General features: G+C 49.8%; 24 protein-coding genes. 7 read left to right on the top strand and 17 right to left on the bottom strand.

Going from position 1 to position 24,960, the window contains the following annotated elements; all coding sequences use genetic code 11:
- Window positions 1–4: 4 nt before the first annotated feature.
- The gene (locus EZJ49_RS14855) at window positions 5–892 is read left to right on the top strand and encodes a hypothetical protein (RefSeq protein ID WP_262553021.1); all 888 of its coding nucleotides are present in this window, start codon (window positions 5–7) and stop codon (window positions 890–892) included.
- Here EZJ49_RS14855 and EZJ49_RS14850 read toward each other — a convergent pair.
- Together EZJ49_RS14850 and EZJ49_RS14845 are read right to left on the bottom strand one after the other, a co-directional pair.
- A complete protein-coding gene (locus tag EZJ49_RS14850) occupies window positions 881–2,152 on the bottom strand; it encodes an amidohydrolase (RefSeq protein ID WP_262553020.1) in 1,272 nt (423 codons plus the stop codon). The two genes, EZJ49_RS14855 and EZJ49_RS14850, sit on opposite strands and share 12 nt — an antisense overlap.
- A 53-nt stretch (window positions 2,153–2,205) precedes the next feature.
- Window positions 2,206–4,335, bottom strand: coding sequence for a hypothetical protein (locus EZJ49_RS14845; RefSeq protein ID WP_262553019.1), 2,130 nt, complete (start codon window positions 4,333–4,335; stop codon window positions 2,206–2,208).
- 218 nt (window positions 4,336–4,553) lie between these two features.
- Between EZJ49_RS14845 and EZJ49_RS14840 the strand changes: the two genes are divergently transcribed.
- From EZJ49_RS14840 to EZJ49_RS14830, 3 genes are all read left to right on the top strand, one after another.
- Window positions 4,554–5,660, top strand: a complete 1,107-nt coding sequence (locus tag EZJ49_RS14840) for a hybrid sensor histidine kinase/response regulator (RefSeq protein ID WP_262553017.1) — start codon at window positions 4,554–4,556, stop codon at window positions 5,658–5,660.
- A gap of 75 nt (window positions 5,661–5,735) precedes the next feature.
- The gene (locus EZJ49_RS14835) at window positions 5,736–7,043 is read left to right on the top strand and encodes a pilus assembly protein (protein WP_262553016.1); all 1,308 of its coding nucleotides are present in this window, start codon (window positions 5,736–5,738) and stop codon (window positions 7,041–7,043) included.
- Complete coding sequence (locus EZJ49_RS14830; RefSeq protein ID WP_262553015.1) at window positions 7,040–8,149, top strand: CpaF family protein; 1,110 nt, start codon at window positions 7,040–7,042, stop codon at window positions 8,147–8,149. The genes EZJ49_RS14835 and EZJ49_RS14830 overlap by 4 nt, the downstream gene beginning before the upstream one ends.
- A gap of 43 nt (window positions 8,150–8,192) precedes the next feature.
- Here the strand turns inward: EZJ49_RS14830 and EZJ49_RS14825 are convergent, their stop codons facing one another.
- Both EZJ49_RS14825 and EZJ49_RS14820 read right to left on the bottom strand, forming a co-directional pair.
- Window positions 8,193–8,618 (bottom strand): hypothetical protein, encoded by a 426-nt coding sequence (locus EZJ49_RS14825; protein WP_262553014.1) that lies wholly within the window; start codon window positions 8,616–8,618, stop codon window positions 8,193–8,195.
- A 107-nt stretch (window positions 8,619–8,725) separates the two neighbouring features.
- Window positions 8,726–9,496, bottom strand: a complete 771-nt coding sequence (locus EZJ49_RS14820; RefSeq protein ID WP_262553013.1) for a DUF1266 domain-containing protein — start codon at window positions 9,494–9,496, stop codon at window positions 8,726–8,728.
- Window positions 9,497–9,598: 102 nt separating this feature from the next.
- On the opposite strand from EZJ49_RS14820, the gene EZJ49_RS14815 reads away from it, so the two are divergent.
- Complete coding sequence (locus EZJ49_RS14815; RefSeq protein WP_262553011.1) at window positions 9,599–10,240, top strand: hypothetical protein; 642 nt, start codon at window positions 9,599–9,601, stop codon at window positions 10,238–10,240.
- Between the two features lie 32 nt (window positions 10,241–10,272).
- Here the strand turns inward: EZJ49_RS14815 and aspS are convergent, their stop codons facing one another.
- Window positions 10,273–12,087 carry an aspartate--tRNA ligase gene (aspS, locus tag EZJ49_RS14810; RefSeq protein WP_262553010.1) on the bottom strand — a complete coding sequence of 605 codons (1,815 nt, stop codon included), beginning with the start codon at window positions 12,085–12,087 and terminating at the stop codon, window positions 10,273–10,275.
- 245 nt (window positions 12,088–12,332) lie between these two features.
- On the opposite strand from aspS, the gene EZJ49_RS14805 reads away from it, so the two are divergent.
- Both EZJ49_RS14805 and EZJ49_RS14800 read left to right on the top strand, forming a co-directional pair.
- The gene (locus EZJ49_RS14805) at window positions 12,333–12,638 is read left to right on the top strand and encodes a polyhydroxyalkanoic acid system family protein (RefSeq protein WP_262553009.1); all 306 of its coding nucleotides are present in this window, start codon (window positions 12,333–12,335) and stop codon (window positions 12,636–12,638) included.
- Window positions 12,639–12,647: 9 nt separating this feature from the next.
- Window positions 12,648–13,763, top strand: a complete 1,116-nt coding sequence (locus EZJ49_RS14800) for an RNA polymerase sigma factor RpoD/SigA (protein WP_262553008.1) — start codon at window positions 12,648–12,650, stop codon at window positions 13,761–13,763.
- Here the strand turns inward: EZJ49_RS14800 and EZJ49_RS14795 are convergent, their stop codons facing one another.
- From EZJ49_RS14795 to fliM, 12 genes are all read right to left on the bottom strand, one after another.
- Complete coding sequence (locus tag EZJ49_RS14795) at window positions 13,764–14,192, bottom strand: hypothetical protein (protein WP_262553007.1); 429 nt, start codon at window positions 14,190–14,192, stop codon at window positions 13,764–13,766.
- 549 nt (window positions 14,193–14,741) lie between these two features.
- Complete coding sequence (locus EZJ49_RS14790) at window positions 14,742–15,527, bottom strand: FliA/WhiG family RNA polymerase sigma factor (RefSeq protein WP_011165664.1); 786 nt, start codon at window positions 15,525–15,527, stop codon at window positions 14,742–14,744.
- A gap of 81 nt (window positions 15,528–15,608) precedes the next feature.
- Window positions 15,609–16,439: a MinD/ParA family protein gene (locus EZJ49_RS14785; protein WP_262553006.1), complete on the bottom strand. Its 831-nt coding sequence runs from the start codon at window positions 16,437–16,439 to the stop codon at window positions 15,609–15,611.
- Window positions 16,436–17,872 carry a flagellar biosynthesis protein FlhF gene (gene flhF, locus EZJ49_RS14780; RefSeq protein WP_262553005.1) on the bottom strand — a complete coding sequence of 479 codons (1,437 nt, stop codon included), beginning with the start codon at window positions 17,870–17,872 and terminating at the stop codon, window positions 16,436–16,438. Before flhF ends, EZJ49_RS14785 begins: the two co-directional genes overlap by 4 nt.
- Entirely contained in the window at window positions 17,862–19,961 is a 2,100-nt protein-coding gene (flhA, locus tag EZJ49_RS14775) for a flagellar biosynthesis protein FlhA (RefSeq protein ID WP_262553004.1), read from the bottom strand. The genes flhF and flhA overlap by 11 nt, the downstream gene beginning before the upstream one ends.
- A gap of 3 nt (window positions 19,962–19,964) precedes the next feature.
- A complete protein-coding gene (flhB, locus tag EZJ49_RS14770; protein WP_262553003.1) occupies window positions 19,965–21,026 on the bottom strand; it encodes a flagellar biosynthesis protein FlhB in 1,062 nt (353 codons plus the stop codon).
- A gap of 32 nt (window positions 21,027–21,058) precedes the next feature.
- Window positions 21,059–21,838, bottom strand: coding sequence for a flagellar biosynthetic protein FliR (gene fliR / locus EZJ49_RS14765; protein WP_262553002.1), 780 nt, complete (start codon window positions 21,836–21,838; stop codon window positions 21,059–21,061).
- A gap of 1 nt (window position 21,839) precedes the next feature.
- Complete coding sequence (fliQ, locus tag EZJ49_RS14760) at window positions 21,840–22,112, bottom strand: flagellar biosynthesis protein FliQ (protein ID WP_262553001.1); 273 nt, start codon at window positions 22,110–22,112, stop codon at window positions 21,840–21,842.
- 8 nt (window positions 22,113–22,120) lie between these two features.
- Complete coding sequence (gene fliP / locus EZJ49_RS14755) at window positions 22,121–22,879, bottom strand: flagellar type III secretion system pore protein FliP (protein ID WP_262552999.1); 759 nt, start codon at window positions 22,877–22,879, stop codon at window positions 22,121–22,123.
- Window positions 22,876–23,568: a flagellar biosynthetic protein FliO gene (gene fliO, locus EZJ49_RS14750; RefSeq protein ID WP_262552998.1), complete on the bottom strand. Its 693-nt coding sequence runs from the start codon at window positions 23,566–23,568 to the stop codon at window positions 22,876–22,878. Before fliO ends, fliP begins: the two co-directional genes overlap by 4 nt.
- Before the next feature lie 5 nt (window positions 23,569–23,573).
- Window positions 23,574–23,942, bottom strand: coding sequence for a flagellar motor switch protein FliN (fliN, locus tag EZJ49_RS14745; RefSeq protein WP_262552996.1), 369 nt, complete (start codon window positions 23,940–23,942; stop codon window positions 23,574–23,576).
- Window positions 23,943–23,950: 8 nt separating this feature from the next.
- Window positions 23,951–24,952, bottom strand: a complete 1,002-nt coding sequence (fliM, locus tag EZJ49_RS14740; RefSeq protein ID WP_262552995.1) for a flagellar motor switch protein FliM — start codon at window positions 24,950–24,952, stop codon at window positions 23,951–23,953.
- Window positions 24,953–24,960 lie beyond the last annotated feature (8 nt).

Here is a 24,960-nt window from a genome sequence, read left to right as displayed (position 1 = left end):
GCCTGTGAAAAATCTTATTTTCTTTCTAAGTGTACTGTGGCCTGTCTTGGGGCAAGCTCAGGTTCTGATTCAGGGACCGGGTTCTTCCCCAAAAGAATTTGAAAGCTTTCTTAGTCTGAATCCCCGCGCCCAGTCGTTTCAAAGATTCGTTATCGAGGAAATGCAAAGTCAGCCGCAGCAGGAACAAAAAATCTTCGCTCTGGCTGATCTAATAGATATCGAAATTTCCTCCGGCTTGGAACAGCTGGATAAAATCAACCGCGAGGCGGCCCTGTCCACTCTTAGCCTGCAATTTCTTAAAGACCTTCTGGCACGCTGGCAGTCCGTCACCTCAGCAAACAAAGCCATGAAGACGGCCATCCATCAGCTTTCATGCAAAATGAATTTCTTATCCGGAGAAAACACAGCCTCTTCCGAATGCCCTCTGGAACCCGCGTCCTTAAGCGAACTGCGCACAAAAAATTCGTGGGCGGAAACACTGCTGGTGGAAAGCTCTGCTTACTCGTTGGAAGCTGGCAGTCGGCTGTTGCTTGTGGCCTCGGCACGCTATCATTTCACTTTGCTGTCGAATACTCACAACCCCGTCAGCTTCTATGGGACCTATGCGGAGCTCCTGTCACAAAATCTGAAAGCAGAACCCCTGGTATCAGGCTCCTGCAAAGGCTTTCATGCAGATATCGACAGTATGAATCTTTTAAATCAGGGTTCTGTTTTTTGGAACGCACAATGCGTGCGACGTTTGAACGAAGGACAGGATTCTGATCTGACAGGAAAAAGCTGGCTTCAGCGCAACAAAACCTGGCTGTACCCCACGGCGGCCCTGCTGTTTGGTGGTGGTATCTATGTCATGCGTGGCAAAAAGCTGGTGATTGATGCTTCGTCATTCCAGTGACAACGGACGTCCGTTGAAATTGATTTCCTTCACAACGCCATCTTCGATGATGGTGTAGGAATCTGCAAAGCTCTTATCCGGATGAGCATGAGCCACCGTCAAATCCCCCGTAAACTTGCGGATTCTGAAGTTCGGGCTTTCATCCAATGCAATCTTATTGCGCCAGAACGACGATGGTTCCACAGGACTGTCACAGCCAAAGGAAATCGGAATCTGCGCTGCTCGCAAGGCCTCCCACGGGAATGCATACGGATAAAGTTCTTTCAGCTTGTCCTGCAACCATACCCGGTCGCTAAGCCAGTGACAGGGTTGCAAATGACAGCGCACATGCAGGGGCTTCATCATCTGAATTGTTTCCGGGCGCAGTACTTGCGCATGTTCCATATTCAAACGGCCAACAGCACCTTGAGCAGAAATTTTGCGCGCTGTTTGCACGATGTGATGGGACGCTTCATCCCCGATGGCATGAACTGAAAATTCCAGTCCCGCAGCCCAGGTTTGCTTCATGATATTTTCAATATCTGCGATATCCCACAAAACCCGCCCCTGATTGCCTCCACGGATTCCATTATAGGGTTTGGACAGCAACGCTGTCTCTGATCCCAGTGATCCATCATAGAACACCTTGATACCTTTAGCGCGAAGCAAAGGACGCTCGTTCTGACGGGCATATTTCGCCAGATTTAGCATGGCTTCAAAATCATTCATGTCATGTGAGGTGAAGTTTTCCTCAATCGCCAATGTCAAATCACCGGCATCGGCCACTTCGCACAGCATGTTCCACAGGGATTCTGTGCAGCTCATGTCACGCACATGCGTGAATCCGGCCTTATTAAAAGTCCGGCAGGCTTGCAGAATGTGAGTGCGTTCTTGTTCCTTGGTAAACCCCGGAAGCTGGTCCCATGCACGCAGATGGTCTTTTTCCGTCAGGATGCCCGTTTCTGAAGTCAGATTCATTTCTTGCAATGCCAGTGAGTTCAACCAGCAACTGTGTCCATCCATACGTGCAAAGAAAACCGGAATGTCGGGAAAGACTTCATCAAGAAGATTCTTATGAGGCTGTTCATCCGCAGGCCATTTACGCTCGTCCCAGCCAAACCCCAGCAGCCAATGACGGCGGTAGTATCCGGGATTGGTGCGGGCAATATTCTGCAAAGCCTGCCTGGAGTTGATTTCCTCCAAACGCAGACCCGAGGCAAATTCGCCGGTGGCCAGAAAGTGAGTGTGACTGTCATACAGACGCGGAATTCTGAAAAGCATAAGGCCCTCTGTTTTAGCAGAGGGCCTTCGTTTATTTAACTGTTTTATTGAAATTATCGTGCAGAAGGGATTGGCGCAGTGCCTGTCCCCGTGCCATTTCCAATTGGCATTGGGATCGGGCTTGTTCCTGTACCACCACCGATTGGTGTTGGCACAATTCCGCCACCGATACCACCGATGCCGCCGCCGATTCCGATAGAGCCGCCTACGCCGCCCACACCGTATTGAACCTGCTGGATTCTATACAACAGACCGTAAAGTTCCTGCTGCAATCCTGCCACAACCTGCTGTCTTTGCATTTGTTGTTGCATGTAAGACTGCTGTTGCTGGATGTACTGTTGGTATTGCTGCATCTGCATTTGCATCATTTGCTGTTGCATTTGCATCATGCCCAAGCTGCCGGCCATGCCACCAGTCATGCCGGCCATACCACCCATCATTGCGCCCGGATAAGCGCCCATCATACCACCAGCAAGACCGCCCATTCCGACCATCGCGCCAGGGTAAGCACCCATCATACCAGCCATACTGCCGATCATGGAGCCAGGATATGCTCCCATCATGCCGCCGCCGATTCCACCAATCATTGAGCCTGGATAGCCGCCCATCATTCCGGCCATGCCACCCATCATTGAACCCGGATAAGCGCCCATCATGCCGCCCATTCCGGCCATACCGCCCATCATTGAACCCGGATAAGCGCCCATCATGCCACCCATTCCAGCCATACCGCCCATCATAGAGCCAGGGTATCCACCCATCATTGCTCCAGGATATGCTCCGATAATTCCGCTAGCCAATGCGCCCATGCCCATCATTCCACCTGGGTATGCGCCCATCATTCCGGCCATGCCACCCATCATTGAACCCGGATAAGCACCCATCATGGAGCCAGGATATGCTCCCATCATGCCGCCGCCGAAACCACCGATCATCGCGCCTGGGTAAGCACCCATCATGCCACCCATACCGCCCATAGGTCCGCCCATGCCCCAAGGACCGGCCATACCCCAAGGACCCATACCAGGCATGAAGATACCACCGCCCATGCCGCCCATACCAAGGCCAGCCATCGCATAAGGGTTCCCCCACATGCCATTGCCGTTCATACCTCCGTAAGGACCCATCATACCGTAAGCACCACCATTGTTACCCGCGCAACCGAATGCACCCGCACCGATACCACCGCCGATAGAGCCGTAGATACCGCTACCGCCGTTGATCATTTGACCAACACCAGTACCGATCGCACCCAAACCGTAACCATAGCCCATGGAAGCCCACGGGTCTGTCGGCCAACCGATGTTGGAGTTTGCGTCAGCAACCATTTGATTTGTTTTGTAACCCAGGAAAATAGAACCCAGCCCCAGAGCAACGTTACCAACAACAGAACCCCAGTTTGTTTCTGGCTTCTGATACTGATAGCCGGAACCGCTGGCGATACAGTCGATACAAACGCCACCTTCCAGCTGCTCACGACGTCTTTCACGTTGTTCGTCGGCATAGTCTTCTTTGGCAATTTTGATGTCTTCTTTTCTGTTTTCGATCAAAGCTTTCAAAGCGTCGATTTCACGAGTCACTTTGTTGCGATCCGCATAGCCTTTTCTAACGTCAGTCAGACCTTTTTTACAGTCTGCTGTTGTATGACGGCCTTTTTCACTTTGACGATAACGTGGGTTTTCGCAGACAGCCCCGGAAACGGAACCGTTTTTATTTGCGTCACACAGACGTGCCCATTCCTGAATTTGGAATCCGTACACTTCACGTGTTGCCGGAGCCTGAATGGAAGCATCGCCTTCCTGCCCTTGCGCGATGAACTCATCACCGCCGCCCAGGCCTTTATACTCTTTACAGTTCACGTTGTTGGAGATGTGTTCAAACATGAACTCTGTATAGTCGGAAGAAACAACTCCGTTCACAGCATCGCTGGATCGTTTAATTGCCCTGTCGATCTTCTTGAGTTCAGACTGTTTGGAGCGAAGCTGTTTTTGTGCCTCGCTGATTTCAGCCTGAGCTTCTTTGATTTCATCAAGATAGCTGGAGGACCCGGCGCCCGCGGAATAGTTATAAGGACATGCTTGCATGCCTCCGTACATTCCCGTACCCCACATTTGAGCTTGAGCACCACCTGCAATACTCATCACCAGTGTGACGGGAGCTGCAATGCGCATCCAAAACTTCATACACGATCTCCTGAAAAGGATAAAAAACTTCTATCGTCTCTATTATCGTCAGGAGTGGACTTGAACTTGACTCATTCTTGAGCAAAAGTATTGAAAGATTGTGAAACTAGACTGATGGCCAGCATAGTTTTCTGCAATTTTTCCGCATCGTCATCCATGACAACAAACCCGTACAAAATACTTTGCACAGATCTTTCCACAATCCTACACTAGCTTCTATGACTAAGCACACAATTCTTTGTGTAGATGATGAAATAGATAATGTGGATGCGCTTGAGAGGCTCTTTAGGAAGAAGTACACAGTACTAAAGGCCACCTCGGGAAAGGAAGCTCTTGCTGTTCTCGACGAACATCGAGGTCCTGTTGCACTTATCATCACGGATCAAAGAATGCCGGAGATGACCGGGGTGGAATTTTTGGAGAAAACTCTGGAGTCTCATCCTGAAACAGTTCGTATCCTGCTGACAGGATACACGGATCTTGAATCCGTCATCATGGCCGTGAACAAGGGGCAGATCTTCCGCTATCTGACAAAACCCTGGGACCCGACAGATCTTTCCAACACCGTGGAACATGCGATTGATCGCTTCGCCCTGGGACAGGAATTAAAACAAAAAAATCAGGAACTGGCGCGCGCACTGGATGACTTAAAAAGTTTGGATGTGGCGAAATCCAATTTCATGATTCTGATCAATCATGAATTAAAAACCCCACTGACTTCCATCTTAAGTTTTTCCTCCCTGTTGGCGGAATCCAAACTGAATGATGAAGACAAACTGATGGTGAATCGAATCACCAAAAGTGCCGACCGCCTGAAAACCCTGGTCGATGATGTCCTACTGGTGGTTCGCGCGGAAACCAACCAGCTTAAAATCGATATGCAGCAAGTGGCCTTCACGCAATTCGATGAATCACTTAACAAAGAAGTCACCGACCTGCTTGCAAAAAAACAGCAGAAGCTTGTCAGCAAGCTTGAACCGCTGTCTGTGAATGCCGACGTCCGCCTGATCAAACAGGTGATGTTGCGCCTGATTCACAATGCCGCAAAATTTGGAACCGATGGCAGCGAAATCCATGTTGAAAGCATGAAAAGCGGCAGTCACCTGCGCTTTGTGGTTTCCAATCTGGGGCCACAACTGCCCTCCTCTGTCGCCGACAAGATCCTGAAACCTTTTTATATCGATGAAGATGTCATGCACCATTCCACAGGCACGGGTCTGGGGCTGACAATCTGCCAATCCATTCTGAAATCTCACAAATCCACATTGCAGTTTAAAAACACTGCGCAAGGGGTGATGGTCTTCTTTGAACTGCCGCTGGCCTGATTGTCCGAACGGCGTCTTTCGTTTCCAAAACTGATGCAGTGATCACCTGCACGGGGTTTGCTGTAAAGCCCCGTGATGAAAACAGCTCTTCTTTTACTGACATTTTTATATGCTTCCCTGGCGTGGTCACAGACGGAACTGACCCTGGGCCTGGGCGAACAGGTTACGTTGACTGTCAAATCCACAGACCGAATTTGGATTCAGGATAGAAATATCCTGACCGCAGAAGGCCAGGGACACCGTCTGCAAATTCGCGGACGTCAGGAAGGTCAAACCACCTTCAAAATCGGAGCCGAGCTGTATTCGGTGCAAGTTCTGCATCCTTCCAAGAAGGCCTCATTCAGTGCGTTGCTGGCGCAATTAAAAAATCACATCGGCCTGAAAGCTTCCTTGAACGAGGGGGACTTACTAATTCAGGGACAGTTGTATCGCCTGCAAGACTGGGTGCGCCTGGCGGAATTCATGCAAAAAAGAAATCTGTCCTATCAGATGCGCGCGCGCATGAGCGCCTCCCTGCAACAGGAGGCTCAGGGATACTTTGAACAGCTCTTTCAGAAAGCCAAGCTGCCGCCGCAGACATTAATCTTTGACCCCTCACTGGAAATCCGGGTCAGCGCCAGCGATCTGGCCGTTAAGAAATACACGAAGCTTTTGACTTCCTACGGAGTGCAGGTTCTGCACGATGAAAGCAGTCTGGATATCGCCCCCACTATCAAAGTGCAAATCACCGTGGCGGAAATCAGAAAGAATCTGGCCATGAAATACGGACTGCAATGGCCCGAAGCCTATTCAGCACGACTGCTGCCCACAGGGGGATTTTCGCAGGACGAACTGCCCTTTAACTTCCGCGCCATGGAACAACAAGGACTGGGAAAAATTCTGGCAAGCCCCAACATTCTTTGCCGCAGCGGCAAAGAGGCCGAATTTCTGGCCGGTGGTGAGTTTCCCATCAAAATCATGAACTATAAAATTCAGGACATTGTCTGGAAGCGCTACGGGATTTTACTGCGCGTAAAACCCAAGGCCGATGCTGCAGGCCGGATGAGTCTGTCGATAGAAACCGAGGTTTCCACCATGGACAAAGCCACTGCCGTGGGCGATATTCCGGGCATCCTGACCAACCGGGTTTCCAGTCACTTTGACCTGACCCGTCCCCAGACAATTGCTCTTTCAGGTTTAATAAAAAACGAGGATGCCAAGGGGCATGAAGGCCTGCCGTTTCTGTCACGGTTGCCGGTGCTGGGCGCCCTGTTTTCCAGTAATGATTTCTTGGAAAATCGCACGGAATTGGTCATATTTGTCCGCCCGTCCATCGTACACGAGGGCGACGAACAAGCGGAAAGTCCGCAGCACTTGAAGTCCTACCGCGGAGGCCGCTTATGACTGCGGAGGCACGAAGTATTTATCAGCGCATTTATGAGGATATTCAACGCCTGCCTTTGAATGAGTTTTTGCTGGGAAATGACGACGACAACCTGCTGCGCTCTGAGCGGGTGGAAAACCTTGTAAAATCTCATACGCAAAATGCACCGGAAAAAATTCGTCAGCGTGTGCTTTCAGAATTTCACTCCTGGGGGCCTGTGGAGGATTTGTTGGCCGACGACAGTATCACGGAAGTTCTGATCAACGGTCCAACGGCCATATGGTTTGAACGACAGGGTCGTCTGCATCACCATCCTGACCATTTCTTTTCGGAACTGAGCTATCGTAATTTTCTGGATCGCATCAGTCATGCCGCCAATGCCCACATCACCACCGAATTTCCCTGTGCCGATGGCCGTTTTGGCGATTTTCGCCTTAGCCTTGTCGGGGCCGAACTGACGCAGACTCACCCCCATTTGACTTTACGCCGCCATCCGAAGAACCCGTGGACTTTTGCACGCTTGGCCGACCATCAATGGTGCACTCCGGATCAACTGAAGGCTTTCAGTAAACTGATTCTGGAGCGCCGGAATTTTCTGGTGGTCGGACCGACAGGTTCGGGAAAAACCTCGGTGCTGAATGCATTTTTAAATTTGCTGCCGGACTGTGAACGAGTCGTGGTGATCGAAGACACATCTGAGATCTCACTTCCCAACAAGGCCAGCATGAAGCTTTTAACCCGCGAAGATCCTCAGGGGGTTCTGCCTTCCGTGGAGCAGGGGCAGCTTGTACGCCGGTCCCTGCGTCTGCGACCGGATCGCTTGGTTATGGGTGAAGTGCGCGGTCCCGAAGCCAAGGATTTTTTAATGGCGCTGGCGACAGGTCACAGTGGCAGCTTTGGAACTCTTCATGCACAGGACGCGTCCCAAGCTTTGATCCGTCTGGAAATGCTGATCCAAATGGGAGCCCCCCAGTGGAGTCTGACCGCGATTCGCAGACTTATTCAGATGTCTTTGGACTATGTTGTGGTGGCTGAACGAAGCTCAACAGGACAGCGTCAATTGAAAGGTCTCTATCGCCTGTGTTCTTTGGAAGAAAATGGTTTTCTGCTGGAGAAAGAAATTTAAAAGCAAAAACCCGGACAGCGAGGGGCGCCGTCCGGGTTTCTTTTTAAGTCACTTTTGTGTTGTCCGATTGCGGGGTCAGAGGTGCCGGTTCCGCCCTTAAGTCTTTTTCAACAAAGAAAAGACCTTCGTTTTCGGTGGCCTTTGTGAAGGCTTCTTCAGACTTGGTCTGATCACCTTCGCGCGCCACTGATTTTGGATTGTTGAAGAATTTCTGATTCAAATCATCTATCACTTTCAGCTTTTTCACTTCCGCCGGATTCTTATAAACGGGAGAGGCTTCCGGCTCCGGAAGCTGACCGGTCGCCCGCAGTTCTTCCATCTGTTTGCTTAAGGTGATGCGATCCCCTAGAGAATTTTTCCCCATCGGACGCCCTAATGCCAAAGCACCGGGACGCGCAGGCTGGGATGCCGAAGTATCAATCGCTCTGGTCCGGGCCGTTGCCGGCAGGATTCCGCTGATTTTTTCCATTTCACACCTCCGTGTGTGCGTGCTTGAAGGCCATCCTGGTCTTCACTTCACAGGAAACGTATCGGAATCGAACGTTTAAACTTGAGACGCCAAAAGAATTTCTGGACCTACGTCCATGCAATAAAGTGCCAAGGGCTTGCCGGATGTCCCAGAAGCTTTTCACAGATGTTCTTCACACGAGGGTCATCCGCCCCTGACCAGAAAGTGCGGCCGATTAAAAAGCTTTGGGAAAAATCCATCCAGTTTTCAAACTTGCCTTCCACGATGGGAGCCAGCTTCAGGATCTCTGACCATGCCTGAATATCAGAAAGATAACCGGCCACAAAACTTAAACGCACCAGATGAATATAACGAGAAGCATCCCAGGCCAGAATGCCGGAGTCTTTTAGATATTTATTTGTACGCTGAACCCACAGAGCCAGTTTGCTGTAGTCGGCCTCGCTCATCTGCAAGTCCTGCCCGTCTTCCAAATCAAAGTTAAATATCTGGCGGAATTTTTCCATGGACACAGCATCAATACTGCCGTCCACGGGCAGCGAGGTTCTTAGAACATTAAACTTGGTACGATGACCTTGGGTGCGGATGTTTTCCAAAGTTCTTTGGCAGCTTTCGCGATCCACCACACTCCAGAACTCTTCAAGAATCCCAATGCAGTCGGCTTTGATCTCGGGACCGTAGTTCATATCCAAACGGAAGAAGTACTCACCGATCTCGTCCAAAACCTGCTCTTTCGTTTCCGGGGACATTTCCTGATCCTCTGCAAGATCATGTCCCAAAACCTGAAACAGCTCATCAAGAACTTGATTTTCTTCAATAAAAGGAGCCCCTAGCGACATCAACCTTCTTTCAAGATCAGTTTCGGGCAATATACGCTGCATAAGCTCCTCCTTCTTTTCAAAACCCAGCTCACCCTTTCATTCAATTACGTTTTCAATGCCTTTTCAATGTGTTAGTTTCTTCGCATGTTAAAGAAGCTTCTGATGGCTGCTGTGGCCCTTTTCTTTATTCTTGCCGGCTCTTTGATGCTGCTGATGGGTTATGTCTTTAATAACCCCGGCACAGTCTTTAACGCTTTCAATTCTGTGGCAGATCGTTTTCTGCAAGGCGAAGCTCACGAAGAAAATGAGGAATTTTTCCTGCAAGGCATGGATGAACTGCAACTTTCGTCACGCCGTGTGGAAATGGAAGTGCGAACCTACAAAGGCAGCACCCTCAAAGTCCGCCTGTCCGGGAAAGTTCCTCGTTTTGAAGAGGGGAAATACATCCTGCAAACAACGGAAAAAAATCGCCTGCAAATCACATTTCTGGAGCCACTGGCCAGTCACTGGATTCACATGAACGTCAATGGCCAGGAACTTAGCAAAACAACTGATTCACAGTTGAAAGCGGAAATCTATCTGCCGGAATCCTACAAGAATCAGATCAGTATTGAATCTCAAGAAGGGGCCGTGACTTTGCATCTTCCCAAGGACGCTCTGTATGAGATGGATTTGCAATCTGTACAGGGGGCGATCTCCAACAATCTGGAGCAGGCGGCCTCGGAAAAGGTGGAACCGCAGAATGTCGGACATATTCAAGTCCGCACCACGGTGGGCCCGATCACTGTTCAGCCTCAGGAATAAAAAAACCCGCTTTGATCTGCGGGTTTTTCTTTTTAGCTCTTCTTTGAATCTTCCAGATGTTTTTCGGCCATCGGACTTAAGCGAATTCCCACTTCCGCCAGCTGTTCACGGCTGACATCACTTGGACACTCGGACATCAAGTCTGTGGCTTTGGCTGTTTTCGGGAAGGCGATCACTTCACGAATCGCATCGGTTTCACACAAAAGCATAACCAGACGGTCCATGCCCCAGGCGATACCACCGTGCGGAGGCGTGCCGTACTTCAGCGCTTCCAGGAAGTAACCGAACTTATGCTGAGTTTCCGCTTCGCTCATACCCAACAAACGGAACATGCCCTGTTGGATTTCGTTACGATAAATACGGATACTTCCGCCGCCCATTTCGTAACCGTTACAAACAAGGTCATACGCTTTTGCCAGCATTTTGCCGTAAGCCGCTTCGTTGTTGTTGATCAGATCCTGAGCGAACTCATCCTTCGGGGATGTGAACGGATGGTGACGAGCCACCCAACGCTTTTCATCCGGAGAGTACTCAAGCAATGGGAAGTCCACAACCCACAGGAATTTGTACTTGCTGTTGTCGATCAGATTCAACTCACGACCCAAGTGCAGACGCAACGTGGATAGAGCCGCACAGGCCGTATCGAAATCATCCGCTACGATCAAAGCACAGTCCCCCGGTTCGCCACCGCAAGTTTTGAACATCTCTGCCAGCTTTTCAGGACTGAAGAATTTGGAAACCGAAGACGACAATGTGCCATCCGCTTCAGACTTGATCCACACAAGGCCCTTAGCGCCTGCGCGCTTTGCCATGTCTGTCAGCTTGTCCAGTTGACCACGGGAATAGCTGCCGCCTTTCGGAGCCGCGATACCACGAACGATCCCACCGCGAGCCAGAACATCGTCGAAGACTTTGAAACCAGAACCTGTCACTACAGATTTCAGATCCTTGATCTCCACACCGAAACGTGTGTCCGGTTTGTCGATACCGTATCTGTCCATGGCTTCCTGATATGTCATACGGGGAATGGCGCCGACATCCATGCCTTTGATCTCTTTCCAGATCATGCGCAACATCTTTTCGTTCATCTCCATGATGTCTTCCTGATCGATGTAAGACATCTCCATATCGATCTGGGAAAACTCGGGTTGACGGTCCGCGCGCAAATCTTCGTCGCGGAAGCAGCGGGCGATCTGGAAGTATCTGTCGTAACCGGAAATCATCAAAAGCTGCTTCAAAGTCTGCGGAGACTGGGGAAGCGCATAGAAATGCCCCGGATTCACGCGGGACGGAACAAGATAGTCACGCGCGCCTTCCGGAGTGGACTTGTAAAGAATCGGAGTTTCCACTTCAAGAAAACCATTGTCAGAAAGGAAACGACGAACCAACTGCGCCACTTTGTGACGGGTCATCAAGTGACCTGCCAGACGCGGAGAGCGCAAATCAAGATAGCGATATTTCAAACGCAGCATTTCGTTAACGTTGGTGTCGCTGACCTGGAATGGCGGAACGGCGGATTCATTCAGAATCTCGCAACGAACAGCTTCAACTTCAACTTCCCCGGTTTTGATTTTGGCATTTTTCATCCCGTCCGGGCGAGCGCGCACAACACCTTCGACAGCCAGAACAAATTCACCGCGCAGATTTTTTGCAGAAGCTGTTTCAGGTTTATTTGGGTCCAATACCACCTGAACGATGCCTTCACGGTCGCGCAAGTCGATGAAGACCAAACTTCCGTGGTCACGTCGAACGTCAACCCAACCCATCAATACAACTTTTTGTCCTGCCTGAGAAACGCTCAGACTTCCGCAATAATGTGTTCTTTTTAGCTCTTTAACAAACTTCATACATCTACCTTGTTCGTGGGCCCAGATTTACATATTGTGCCATTCCAGTCAAAAACCATATTCTTATAGCACCCATAACAAAATGAAAGTCCATCCGCCTCGACCCCCGGCATTCTGCTTCATTTGCAGTAAATTTCCCCTTATAATTTCATCACTGCAACCCATCCTTATGGCGGCTGCTCAAAGCGGCTCAGCTGCAAGGCAACGCAGTCGGATGGGCCGTTTTCAACAGCCGAGGAGAAGAAATGCCAAAGTTTACCATCGACCACCAAAGCAACCATTCCGCCGAAGAGGCTTACAAAAAAATTAAAGAATTCCTCTCGAACGATCAGGATATTCGACGCTTTGACCCAAAGATTCAGTGTTCTTTCGACGATGGAAGCAAATGCGCCAATCTCAAAGGGTCCCAATTTAAAGCTGATATGTCCGTTGCAGCAACTGGCGCAGGGAGCAAAGTCTCTGTCACGGTGGATCTCCCGTTGATGCTGACCCCCTTCAAAGGTAAAGTCACCGAGACCTTGCAAAGGAAACTGGCTAAATATCTTGGCTAAGCATTCATAATGGCAAAAACGAAGGCAAAAACCTCTTCCTCCAGCAAAACCGCAGCGGCGAAAAAAACAGCCTCCCCAAAGAAGGCTGCCAAGGCCCCTGCGCGCAAATCCGCCAAAGTGACAGTGGAATCCAAACCTGTCGTTGCGGAACTAGTTGAGGACGTTCAAGCCGACGATATTCGCCCTACTGAAGAAGCTGAAAAAGCCTACACCGTCCCCACGCCGGAAGAAGATATTCCCGAAGCCGAGGAAGACAGCAAAGCCCTGGCCGTGACGGATTCATCCAAAGCTCTGACTTCGGCAGACCCTTTGGTCATGTACCTGAACGAAATTCGCCGATACAAAGTCCTGACCCGCGAAGAGGAAATGGCTTTGGCGAAAAAATACTTTGAAAGCAAAGATCCCGAGGCGGCCCAGGCCCTGGTGAAAGCCAACCTGCGCTTCGTGGTGAAGATCGCGGCAGAATATTCCAAATTCGGGTCCAAAATGATTGATCTGATTCAGGAAGGCAATGTCGGCCTGATGCATGCGGTTCGCGAATTCAATCCCTACAAAGGCGCGCGCTTGATCACTTACGCGGTCTGGTGGATTCGCGGCTATATCCAGGAATTCCTAATGCGTCAGTATTCCATGGTGCGCATCGGAACAACCCAGAATCAGCGCAAGCTTTTCTATCAGCTGCAAAAAGAAAAAGACGCTCTGGACGCCATGGGTATTGAACCCAACGCCGCTTTGATCAGCAGCCGTTTGGGGATTCCCGAAGACGAAGTCCGCGACATGACCATGAGAATGTCCGGTCGCGATGTCAGTCTGGACCGCCCGGTCGATGAAGATTCCGGTACCAGCCTCGGGGATCTGCAACGCAATCAATCCGATCAGCCTTTGGATGAAGCATTGGCTCACAACGAGCAGTTGGAAATTTTAAAACAAAAGATCGAAGAAATCCGTCCCGAACTTTCTGAACGGGAAAAGATCATTCTGGATGAACGTATTTTGAATGACGATCCCCTGACTTTACAGGAGATCGGCGAAAAGCACGGCATCACCCGCGAGGCCGTCCGTCAGATGGAGGCCCGCCTGATGAAAAAAATCAAAGCCAAGATGGAAGAAGACTCCGAGGACTAATTAACGGAGCACTCCACGTCCTCGTAAATGCAGGACGACGTCTTCCTGCGGAGTCAGCTCAATTTCCAAGTCAGCACGATGTTGTCCCAGATTGCGGGGTTGGAAAAAGACCCGAATACGACATTGCTGGCCCCGGAACAGGATGCGCGGGCAATTGTCCCGGAAGCTGAAAGCACTGCTGCCAACCAGATCAAGATCATTGATATAAATGGGGATGTTTGTGTTATTGCGCAGATAGAAGTTGGCGCGGGCTTCCCGGAACAGTCGAACTCCACCGAAATTATAGTAATAATCCCGATCCTGAGTTTGCACCCCGTCACTCAGGATAATTTCGTGGTTTTCTTCATGGATACCTTCAAAAGACTCCTCTTGTGCCTGAACGGGTGAAGCGAGGAGAAGACCTAAGAAAAGACATGGCAGGATTTTCATAAGCACCTCCTAGAGACTCAAGTTTGAATCGGTGCTCGATAGACCGCAAAGGCATTTCCATCCATGAAACAAATTTCACCTGAAGACGTGGCGACAAACTGCCCCTGCGCCTGAGGCACAAAGCCCCTTATATTTTTTTGAGACGTGCACATAAAAAAAGACCCCTTCCTGCGAAGAGATCCTTTCTTGATCGAAGATAACCTTAGCCGCAATTAACGGCTTGTGTTTCTTCTATCGTTTCTATCTGCTTGAGGTCTTTGAGAATCTTTTGAACCCCTTTCAGATGAAGAAGAGCGGTCAGATCTTTCACTTCTGCTGCTTTCTTCTCTTTGGGATCTGTCTCGGGATGTGTCTGGTTGTTGTGGCCTGTTAGTTCTTTCTGTGCCCATTGGGTCCTCCTTGGCTTAATTATTATAAGCTTGGTTGCTTATATTCTCTTCCTAAAGCAAAGACCCTGCCATGAGTTGTTTGACATAACTGCCAGAAACGAAAAAACCTCCTGAGATATACATCTTCAGGAGGCCTCTGTTTAAAATCAAACTGTGTTAATTAAGCGATTTCCAATTCGCCTGCGCCAATGGTGGCTGCCAGCTTCGCCCGCAGACGGGCCACGGCTTGAGCATGCAACTGGGACACGCGGGATTCTGTCACACGCAGAACCTGACCGATCTCTTTCAAATTCAGGTCTTCGTAATAATACAAAGAAAGAACCAGACGCTGTCTTTCCGGCAATTCCTCAATCGCCTGAGCCACAACCTCTTTGATGTTCTTTACGTTCAATTGATTAAACGGACTGTTCGTGCGGGAACCTTCCAAAATATCCATGATGGATTTTTTGTCGGTGTTACTGAAGCTGGTCGCCTGATCAATCGGAAGCAGGCTGACCGGACGAACCTGATTTACCAGATCATGGAATTCATCAATGCTGACATTCAGGGCTTTTGCCACTTCTTCATCAGAAGGGGTGCGGCCCAGATCCGCTTCCAGTTGAACCATGGTCTTATCCAGCAATTTTGCTTTGTCACGAATAGAACGCGGCACCCAGTCCTGGGCACGCAATTCATCCAGAATCGCACCACGAATACGGAATTCCGCATAGGTTTTAAATTTATTGTCACGGGTGGAATCGTATTTCTCAATGGCATCCATCAAGCCAATAACGCCTGCGGAAATCAAATCATCCAGTTCGATGTTAGAGGGAAGTCTTACGGCAATTTTTTGAGCGATGAATTTAATCAACGGCGCATATTCTCTTATAAGGTCATCTTTCTGAGTGGGAGCGAGCTTACGTGGCTCTTCCTTATATTTCTTCAACAATGCCGCATTTTTCCCCATATTTTTCCCTCTTGAAGTCTATGTTATCAAACAGGCCGGTGCCCTAAAAGTCCAATTCTCACATAACTGTGGAGTCAGACCTTAAGCACTTCCTACAACCTGGTCCCAGAACATCTGCATGCCACCGGCGCTCTCAATCTGCTTGCAGGACTGTTCCACCTGATAACAGATTTGACGGATCGCCTTGGATGATTCGGCACCGATTTCATGTCTCACAATGAGACGCTGCATTTGATTTGCCTTACGCAGAACCACATCATTGGGAACTGAGCCCCAATAATCCAGACCTATGTAGAGGAATTTATTAACCACATCATTGAAGCGCTGATACAGGCCCAACCCCTCCTGTTCATCGCGCACTTGATTGCAGATGATCGAGAAGTGATTGACCTTGTACTGCTTGTGCAGAACTTTGATCAGCGCATAAGCATCGGCGAAACTTGCAGGGTCCGGCGTGATCACCACCGACACCGTTTGCGCCGCTGAATTCAGGAATAATACATTTTCGGCAATTCCCGGAGCAGTATCGATCAGCAAATAATCAAAGCCCAATGGCAGTGCGCTAACCGCCTCGACCATGGCTCTTCTTTCAAAATGATTCAGATGATTGAATTCCACGATGCCACTGCCACCCGGAATCAGGAAGACATCCTTGGACACTTCCATCAGAATATCGCGCATTTCCTTGCGACCGGCGATAATGTCGTGCAGATTTCCTGTCGGGCGAACACCGAACAGAATATCCACATTGGCCATGCCCAAATCCCCGTCCAGAATCAGAACTCTTTTGCCTTTTTGCGCCAGGGTCAGTGCCATATTCGCAACCAGAGTTGTTTTGCCCACCCCGCCTTTGCCGGAGGTGATGCTGATTGTACGGGTCCGCTGCATATTGAAAGAATTCATTTTACTCATACAGCTTCAGAATCCTGTTGTTTAAGTTGCGTGATACGGAAAATCAGATCCAACAAACGCTCTTTGGTCGCGAACTCAAAGTCTTCCGGAACCCGCGGACCAATGCCAAAGGAATGCAGTGGCACATCAAAGCGTTTCATAAAGTTGTAAATCGTTCCATGCTGGGTGGATTCATCCAAAGATGTGAAGATCACGTCTTTGTAACCCAGAACAGAATAGCGACGGCCCAGTTCCGTGCAGTCGCCGTCCTTGGCATTTGTGGAAAGGGTCAGGTGAATGTTCGGATTCAAAGCCGCAGGTGGCAGAAGGCTCTTAAGCATTTGAATCTCTTCATTGCTCTTTAAGCTCAGACCCGTGTAATCCACCAGTACGCAATCAACATTCGCCAGATAACGCATCAGATTTGTCCAATCCTGCTGCGTGCGAATCACAGAGAACGGCACATTCAGAATCTGTGCATAAATTTTCATTTGATCAGCCGCACCCACTTTGAAAGTGTCGGTCGTGAACAAGGCAATCTTTTTACCTTCACGCACCACCATGTTGCTGGCCATCTTGATCAACGCGGATGTTTTACCGCTGCCCGCCGGACCCACGAAACAGTGGATCTTACCCTGGCTTGGATTGGCTGCAATTTTCGTTGCATCCAAAACATGGCGAGCCACCCAGGCTTCAACCAAAGAGCGGTTCTTCAGTTTCAAAGCCGGCAATGTTTCCTGCGCCTGAGTCAGAATTTCTGCCGCAATTTCCGGCGCCATTCCTGCACCGGTCAGCTTGGAATAGACAAAGCTTAGATCGTAATTGATGCCATAATCCGCCCCGGGATGTGAGCCTGTAAAGGTCTGTGGCATCTGCTGGAATTGACTGATCACTTGTTTCAAGCTGGCAATTTCGCTCTTCAGAGCCTGAATTTCCGGGCTTTCAGGAGCCGGTACGACTTTGGCTGGTACCGCCACTTTCTTTGCCGTATTCCCACCGCGAGAGAAGATTTCATCCTGCTCCTGGAAGGCATTCAAAGCTCTTTGTGCAGCGGAACGCACTCGCTCCTCAGACACGCGGTTTTGACGATTCAATTCCTGCTCGTCTTCGATATCAATATAACGTCTTTGCGTGATCGGTTGTGCCTGCTGGGTCGGAGCTGCTTTTTGCACGTGCTTCGTGACCATCTTTTGGATCAGCTCTTTTTGCTGTCTTGCGGAGCTATTATTGAATTTAACCCGGTCCTGCTCACGCAGACGGGATTCGGCAAATTTCTTCTTTTGCAGAGTCTCCTCGGAAACGGCGGCGGTAATTTCCACGCTGCCTTCTCCGACCAGACCGAAGCTTTTATTATTGTCACGCGCCGAAAGGATGATGGCATCAGGACCCAACTGGGTCTTCACCATCTCCAGAGCTTCTTTCATGGTACGTGCTTCAAATTTCTTAACCTGCATGGCTCATCTCCACGAGTGCAACAGAGTTCACATCCGCATCCGAAGACAACTCATTGTGCGAAAGCACAACCAGTTGCGGGATAAAGCGGGACGTTAATTTATATAAATGACGACGTGAGGTCGGGCTGGTCAGCAGAATCGGCTGACTGGCCACTTCCGGATGGTTTTCCACGGTACGTGCAATTTCGTTGATCAAACGATGTGCCGTATTCGGGTCCATCACCAATTGCACCCCTTGCTCTGTTTGCAGCAAAGAGTTCGCAATCAATTCCTCAATATGAGGATGCAGGGTCATAACCGGGATATTGCCCATGTCGGTGGTGTACTTTGCAGTAATACCGCGAGCCAGAGCACGGCGAACCTGCTCTGTCAGCACTTCGATGTCTTTCGTGCGAGGAGCATCATCCGCCAAGGTCTCAAAGATCGTCAGAAGGTCACGAATGGACACTTGTTCCTTCAACAGGTTCTGAAGGACGCGCACGACAGATCCCAATGGCAGAAGGTCCGGAATAAGCTCTTCGACCACCTTGGGATGGGACTTCTTGAAGTTCTCAATAAGCGAGGACGCTTCCTGACGGCCTAGCAGTTCATGCGCATGAGTGCGAATAATTTCTGTCAAGTGCGTCGCCATAACTGTTGGCAGATCCACCACTGTGTATCCAGCCAGCTCAGCATCTTCTTTGCGTGCAGGCGAAATCCACAATGCATCCAAGCCAAATGCAGGTTCTTTCGTTGGAATACCTTCGATTCTTTCCGCCACATTGCCCGGGTCCATCGCCAGCAATGCTTCCGGACGAAGCGTGCCACCACCCACACGATTGCCTTTGATCATCAGGCGGTATTCGCCCGGCGAAAGCTGCAAGTTGTCGCGGATGTGAATGCTTGGAACCAAAATCCCCAGATCCAGCGCAAACTGTTTGCGGATACTGACGATGCGTTCAAGCAAGTCACCACTTTGGTCGGACTCAACAATATTGATAAGTCCATAGCCCACTTCCAGCTCGACCATGTCCAGCGGAAGCATCGTTTCGATATTTTCTTTTTTCGGCGCCGACAAAGCCGCATCGGATTGCCTCTTCGCGACTTCCGCCTGTTCCGCGCGGGCCTTTTTGATAATCCACGCAGTTGCACACAAAGCCCCACCCATAAACAGGAATGGCAATGTTGGAAGCCCCGGCACCAAACCCATCAGAATCAGAACGCCACCGGAAATCATGACTGCGCGAGGTTTTACGAACAACTGACCAGTGACTTCCTCACCGACGTCTTTGTCAGAATTGGAAGTACGAGTCACGATGATACCGGCCGCGGTAGAGATCACCAACGCCGGGATCTGGGAAAGCAAACCGTCACCAATCGTCAACATCGTGTAGTATTTGGCAGCCGTGCCAACATCCAGACCTTTTTGAATCACCCCAATGGCCAAGCCGCCGATAATATTGATCATCGTGATGATGATACCGGCAATGGCATCACCGCGAACGAACTTGGAGGCACCATCCATCGCACCGTAGAAGTCCGCTTCACCTTCAACCTGCTTACGACGCTTGCGCGCCTCGGCTTCAGTGATATGACCGGAGTTCAACTCCGCATCGATGGACATTTGCTTACCAGGCATCGCATCCAAGGTGAAGCGCGCTGCGACTTCCGCCACGCGCCCGGAACCCTTGGTGATAACCATGAAGTTGATGACCATCAGGATCAGGAACATCACAAAACCGATGACATAATTTCCACCGACCACGAAATTCGCAAAGGATGCGATCACATGACCCGCAGCCTGTTCACCTTCGTGTCCGTGAGTCAGGATCAAACGTGTTGTCGCCACGTTCAGGGCCAGACGGAACAAGGTCGTCATCAAAAGCAATGACGGGAAGGATGTGAAATCCAGGGCTCTGTCAGTATAGATACTGACCAAAAGGATCAGGATGCTGATTGCCAAAGAGAACGTCAGTGTCAAATCCAGCATCACCGCAGGCAGAGGAATGATCATCACCGCAAGGACTGCCAGCAGGCCCACGGCAATGAAAAGATCCGTATTCTTCGTGATCTTATCGAATCGTTTTAAGAACTGAAACAATTGATCCATCTATTATCTTCTCTTCCTACGCAAACGGTAAACGTACGAAAGCACTTCAGCCACAGCGACAAAAAGCTCCCGAGGAATAACTTGTCCAATTTTCAAGGTCTTAAAGATCGTGCGCGCCAGTGGTTTGTTTTCCACGATAGGCACGTTGTTCTCGCGCGCGATCTCTTTGATTTTTTCTGCAATGTGATCCGCCCCCATAGCCACGATTTGTGGAGCTGGCAGGTTATCAGAATACTTCAATACCACGGCGATATGCGTGGGATTGGTGATGACCACATCGGCTTTCGGGATTTCCGACATCATCCTCTTGCTCGCCATTTCACGCTGGATACGGCGAATGCGGGATTTGATCATCGGATCACCCTCACGTTGCTTGTGCTCTTCCTTGACCTCTTGCTTGGTCATCATCATTTTCTTTTCAAGATCATAGCGCTGATAGAAGTAGTCCGCACCGGCAATAACCAGCATCACACCACCGACACCACCCAGCAGCTTCACCACCACGACGCCCAGGTACGCGATGATCTGTTCGATGGAATAAGTCAGCATGTACGGCACCTGATTCACTTCACTGCGCAGAAGGAAATAAAGGATCAGAGCCACTGTGCCCATTTTTAAAATGGATTTCAAAGCTTCCACAACGGCACGCAGGCTGAAGATACGTTTAAAGCCTTCAGCCGGATTCAATTTTTCAAAATTAGGGGAAACCGCATCTTCGACCTGCAGGAAGCCAATTTGCACAATAGAGGAGGCCGCACCAATGATACCGGTGAACAGCAAAACGGGCGCGATCAGAATCATGGCCTTGATCCCGCAGTATTTGAAAGCTTCTGCAAAATTTCCTTCTCGCACCATCTTCACCATGTCATCCCCGAAGGAATGCTGGAAGATCTCAAAGATGTTCTGAAAGAAAAAGCGACCCAAAGCATACACGCCACCAGCCGCGGCCAGTAAAATTACTGCCGACGCCAGTTCCTTTGTATGTGCAACGTTCCCTTTTTTGCGAAACTCTTCCCGTCTCGCGTCCGTTGCTTCTTCGGACTTTTCGCCGTTATCCTCAGCCATCTCGTTCCTTCCTAGAACTTAAAAGCCTTACCCTATAAGTGTTTCATCACATCAAACAGTTTGCTAGCTGTGATTTCAACAACTCCATTCATTTCCATAATCAACAGAGGAAGACAGATGAAAACCACTGTCATTCCCATCATAATCGTCACTGGCATACTTGTGACCAGGACGTTGATCTGGGGCACGGCCCTGCCCAGAATACCCATCGCCAGATTCACGATCAAAATGGCCACCAGAACCGGGGCACACATCTTGATTGCCATTATCAAAACCGCCTGTCCAAAAACGGCGATTTCCGCAAACGGTCCAACATTTAAAGCCAAAGAACTTACCGGCACCAGTTCATAGCTTTGCGCGATTGCGGTCAAAAGCATGTGGTGGCCGTTGATCGCCAGAAACACCAGGGTGGCCATAGCGGAATAGAATTGCTCGACAACGCCCCCTTGAGAACCCATCATCGGATTGTAAATCTGAGCCGCGCTCAAACCCACGCTCATGGAAACCAGATCCCCTGTCATACTGACCACAAAGAAGAACAGTCGGGTTAAAAAACCCAGCGCCAATCCCACAATCAATTCCCGAACCGCCAAGCTGATGGTTTCACTGGAGATTAACGAGTAATCCACGCTCCCCACCTTGACCACCGGGAAGAGCACCATCGCCAGAATCAAGGACAGCAGAATCTTGATCGGCGCATTCACTAATGGGGAACCAAAGAACGAAGAGGACACGACATAGGCGATCATGCGCAGAAGAACCAGCGCAAAAAGAAGAATTTGAGCCTCTGTCAATGCACTCCAGTTCAGCACTCTATTCCCTCACCATCACGGCAATATTCTCAAACAAATTCACAGTATAAGTACTCATCACGTCCATCATCCAAGGGCCGGCCAGGATAAACACAGCCGCCACCACGATCATTTTCGGGATGAACGTCAAAGTCGCCTCATTGATCTGAGTCAGCGCCTGAAACACGCTCACGGCCAGACCCACAACCAATGTGCTGATCAAAAGCGGCGCCGCCAGCATGGCTGTGGTACGAAGCGCGTCCTGTCCCAGTCGAATCACCAATTCATCTGTCACTTTTCACCTCACCCGAAACTCTTAACCATGGAACCAATGAGCAATCCCCATCCATCCACAAGAACAAAGAGCATAATTTTAAACGGCAACGAAATGACCACCGGCGGAAGCATCATCATACCCATCGCCATCAACACGCTGGCTGCGACAATGTCGATCACCAGGAAAGGCAGGAAGATGATAAAGCCGATCTGGAACGCGGTTTTAAGTTCTGAAACCACAAAAGCCGGAACCAAAACCATCGTCGGAACATCCGCGCGGGTTTTAGGTTTGTCCACTTTGGAAAGCTTCAGGAACAACGCCAGATCTGAATCACGGGTTTGATGGAACATAAACTTGCGCAGTGGAGCCAGAGTGTTTTCCAACGCCTGTTCCTGCGAAATTTTTCCGGCCATATAAGGCTGGATGCCGTTGGTGTTCATTTCATTGAACGCCGGTTGCATCACGAAGAAAGTCAAAAACAAAGCCAGCCCCACCAGAAGCTGATTCGGTGGCATCTGCTGAACCCCCATCGCCTGTCTTAGGAAAGACAGCACGATGATAATGCGGGTGAAACCTGTCATCATGATCAGGATCGCCGGTGCCAAAGTCAGCACCGTCATAACCATGATCAATTTAACTGCATTCACAACTTCATTTGGGTTGTCTGTGGTTTTAAACCCCAGATTCATTGTTGGCAAAGTCACCTGAGCCAATGCACTTGAACTTGCGAAGAAGATCAAAGGCAAAAGAAGCAGACTCCAAAGAGTCCATTTATTCTTAATCACTGAAGAGACCTCATGCCTTTCAGGCGTTTGGAAACAATGTCCTTGATCCCACTGATCGCGAACTCTTCATCCAGATCCAGGTCTTTCGCAGCACGTTTGCGCGGCGCTGGCGCTTCTTCCGATTCGGACTCGTCAAAATCAGCATCCTTGGCGGACTGACCCAGCACCTTACCAAAACTTTGTGGGGCTTCTTCAGGAACCTCATCATCCAAAAGGGACAAGGACTTGATCATGGAGATATTATGATCCGTCACCCCGATCAGGATGGATTCACCTGCCACACGCACGATCGCCAGACTTTTCTTTGGCCCCAGATAATGCTGTTGCAAAACCTTGATCTGTGTCTGATGTTTCATCGCACGGGGAACTCTGTATTTTTTCAGGAAGAAGTAAGCCCCCGTACCCACGATACCCAACAAGGACAACGTGAACAGAATGCGAAACACTCCGCTGCCTTCGCTGGAAGCTGTCTTTTTATTATCCAGATTCAGAAGAATTTCGGACTCTTTGCGATTATCCGCCTTCGGCAGATCCTTGGCTTCCGCAGTCACTGTGGCGGAAAGCTCCTGAGATTCGGATTCTGTCGCTGCCACTGCTGTTTCCACAGCAGAAGCCTCACCCGCTGTTTCTGCGGCCTGAGCTGAAACTGACACAACAAAGACTAAAGATAGCAACCAACGCATTTTCATACCTCTTATCTGAGCTGTTCCACACGCTCAGCAGGGGAAATAATATCTGTCAAACGCACACCGAACTTTTCATTCACCACCACGGCTTCACCGCGGGCAATCAATTTATCGTTCACGTAAACTTCCATTGGCTCACCCGCCAATTTGCTCAGTTCGATCACGGAACCTTGAGTCAGGTTCAGCAGTTCACTGACCGGCATTTTGGTGCGCCCCAGTTCCACGGATACTTTCAATGGAATATCCAGAATCAAATTCAGATTTCTGTCTTTGTGTGCCGGCATCTCGCTGGAGGCTTTTTTACTGCCAGCCTCAGCCATTCCCGCGGCTTCGGCCACCAGCTGATCTGCCAGATTGTCCAATGTATCGTCGCTCATTCATCCCCCTACTTTTCCACCGGTCTGGTCACTTGGACAGCCACGGTTCCATGATGTATTCCGTAATAACCTTTAAACTTTCTAACACCTTCGACGGCCACGTCGAATTCCCCTGACGCATCCTGATCCAACGGAAGCACATCGCCCACCTTCAGGTTCATCAGATCACGCAATTTGATCTCGGTTTCCCCAAGGTTCACTTTGATTTCCATGTCTGTTTCCAAAAGCTGCTCCTGAATGATTGCCGTCCACAATTTTTTGTCGGTCTGATCTGTTTCAACCTGGAAGCCAGTTTGCAATTTTTGTTTGATCGGCTCGATCGTCGCGTAAGGAATCACGATTGAAATTGTGCCTGTCGCGTTTTCAAGCTCCACGTCAAAAGTGGAGGCAATCACCACATCTGTCGGAGGCACAATCCCCACGAACTGCGGATTCACCTCAGTACGCACAAAAGAGCAGCCGATCTTTTCAATGGAGGCCCAGGCCATTTCCATGTCATTGATCGCCAGCCCCACCACCTTTTGGACAATGGAAAGCTCAATTGGGGTGAAGTCTTTTCCGTCAATTTTTGTATAAGGACGATCCGCCCCACCAAAGAAGCTGTCCACCAGTGCGTAAGCGAGCTTACTCTCTATAACAAACAAAGCAGAACCGCGCAGATTACCGAAACGCAGGACACTCATGCAAGTTGGCATCGGCAGCGTATTGATGAACTCACCGAATTTTAAGAACTCTGTGGAGGTCAGAGTGATAGATGCAATCTTGCGAAGTGCCGAAGACAGGGACACGCGGAAGGCCCGCATGAATTTTTCGTAGATAACTTCCAACTGGGGAAGACGGCCACGAATAATACGGTCCTGACTGGTCAGGTCGTAAGATACGATCTTGCGCTCGTCCACCTTGCCGACATTCTGCGCTTCGGGCTTGGATGTTTCTGAAGAGGCCACATCCCCATCGGAGACCGCCGCCAACAGAGCATCCACTTCACTTTGTGAAAGAACCTGATTCATAGTCCTGC

Origin of the sequence: Bdellovibrio bacteriovorus (assembly GCF_025558485.1) — a bacterium.
Taxonomy (GTDB): Bacteria; Bdellovibrionota; Bdellovibrionia; order Bdellovibrionales; family Bdellovibrionaceae; genus Bdellovibrio; species Bdellovibrio bacteriovorus_G.
This window is presented reverse-complemented; position numbering and strand designations above follow the sequence as displayed.

Excerpts from the sequence above, each read along its gene's own strand:
- EZJ49_RS14850 (WP_262553020.1), bottom strand. The coding sequence starts at position 2,152 with ATGCTTTTCAGAATTCCGCGTCTGTATGACAGTCACACTCACTTTCTG.
- EZJ49_RS14845 (WP_262553019.1), bottom strand. The coding sequence starts at position 4,335 with ATGAAGTTTTGGATGCGCATTGCAGCTCCCGTCACACTGGTGATGAGT.
- EZJ49_RS14840 (WP_262553017.1), top strand. The coding sequence starts at position 4,554 with ATGACTAAGCACACAATTCTTTGTGTAGATGATGAAATAGATAATGTG.
- EZJ49_RS14835 (WP_262553016.1), top strand. The coding sequence starts at position 5,736 with ATGAAAACAGCTCTTCTTTTACTGACATTTTTATATGCTTCCCTGGCG.
- EZJ49_RS14830 (WP_262553015.1), top strand. The coding sequence starts at position 7,040 with ATGACTGCGGAGGCACGAAGTATTTATCAGCGCATTTATGAGGATATT.
- EZJ49_RS14825 (WP_262553014.1), bottom strand. The coding sequence starts at position 8,618 with ATGGAAAAAATCAGCGGAATCCTGCCGGCAACGGCCCGGACCAGAGCG.
- EZJ49_RS14820 (WP_262553013.1), bottom strand. The coding sequence starts at position 9,496 with ATGCAGCGTATATTGCCCGAAACTGATCTTGAAAGAAGGTTGATGTCG.
- EZJ49_RS14815 (WP_262553011.1), top strand. The coding sequence starts at position 9,599 with ATGGCTGCTGTGGCCCTTTTCTTTATTCTTGCCGGCTCTTTGATGCTG.
- aspS (WP_262553010.1), bottom strand. The coding sequence starts at position 12,087 with ATGAAGTTTGTTAAAGAGCTAAAAAGAACACATTATTGCGGAAGTCTG.
- EZJ49_RS14805 (WP_262553009.1), top strand. The coding sequence starts at position 12,333 with ATGCCAAAGTTTACCATCGACCACCAAAGCAACCATTCCGCCGAAGAG.
- EZJ49_RS14800 (WP_262553008.1), top strand. The coding sequence starts at position 12,648 with ATGGCAAAAACGAAGGCAAAAACCTCTTCCTCCAGCAAAACCGCAGCG.
- EZJ49_RS14795 (WP_262553007.1), bottom strand. The coding sequence starts at position 14,192 with ATGAAAATCCTGCCATGTCTTTTCTTAGGTCTTCTCCTCGCTTCACCC.
- EZJ49_RS14790 (WP_011165664.1), bottom strand. The coding sequence starts at position 15,527 with ATGGGGAAAAATGCGGCATTGTTGAAGAAATATAAGGAAGAGCCACGT.
- EZJ49_RS14785 (WP_262553006.1), bottom strand. The coding sequence starts at position 16,439 with ATGAGTAAAATGAATTCTTTCAATATGCAGCGGACCCGTACAATCAGC.
- flhF (WP_262553005.1), bottom strand. The coding sequence starts at position 17,872 with ATGCAGGTTAAGAAATTTGAAGCACGTACCATGAAAGAAGCTCTGGAG.
- flhA (WP_262553004.1), bottom strand. The coding sequence starts at position 19,961 with ATGGATCAATTGTTTCAGTTCTTAAAACGATTCGATAAGATCACGAAG.
- flhB (WP_262553003.1), bottom strand. The coding sequence starts at position 21,026 with ATGGCTGAGGATAACGGCGAAAAGTCCGAAGAAGCAACGGACGCGAGA.
- fliO (WP_262552998.1), bottom strand. The coding sequence starts at position 23,568 with ATGAAAATGCGTTGGTTGCTATCTTTAGTCTTTGTTGTGTCAGTTTCA.
- fliN (WP_262552996.1), bottom strand. The coding sequence starts at position 23,942 with ATGAGCGACGATACATTGGACAATCTGGCAGATCAGCTGGTGGCCGAA.
- fliM (WP_262552995.1), bottom strand. The coding sequence starts at position 24,952 with ATGAATCAGGTTCTTTCACAAAGTGAAGTGGATGCTCTGTTGGCGGCG.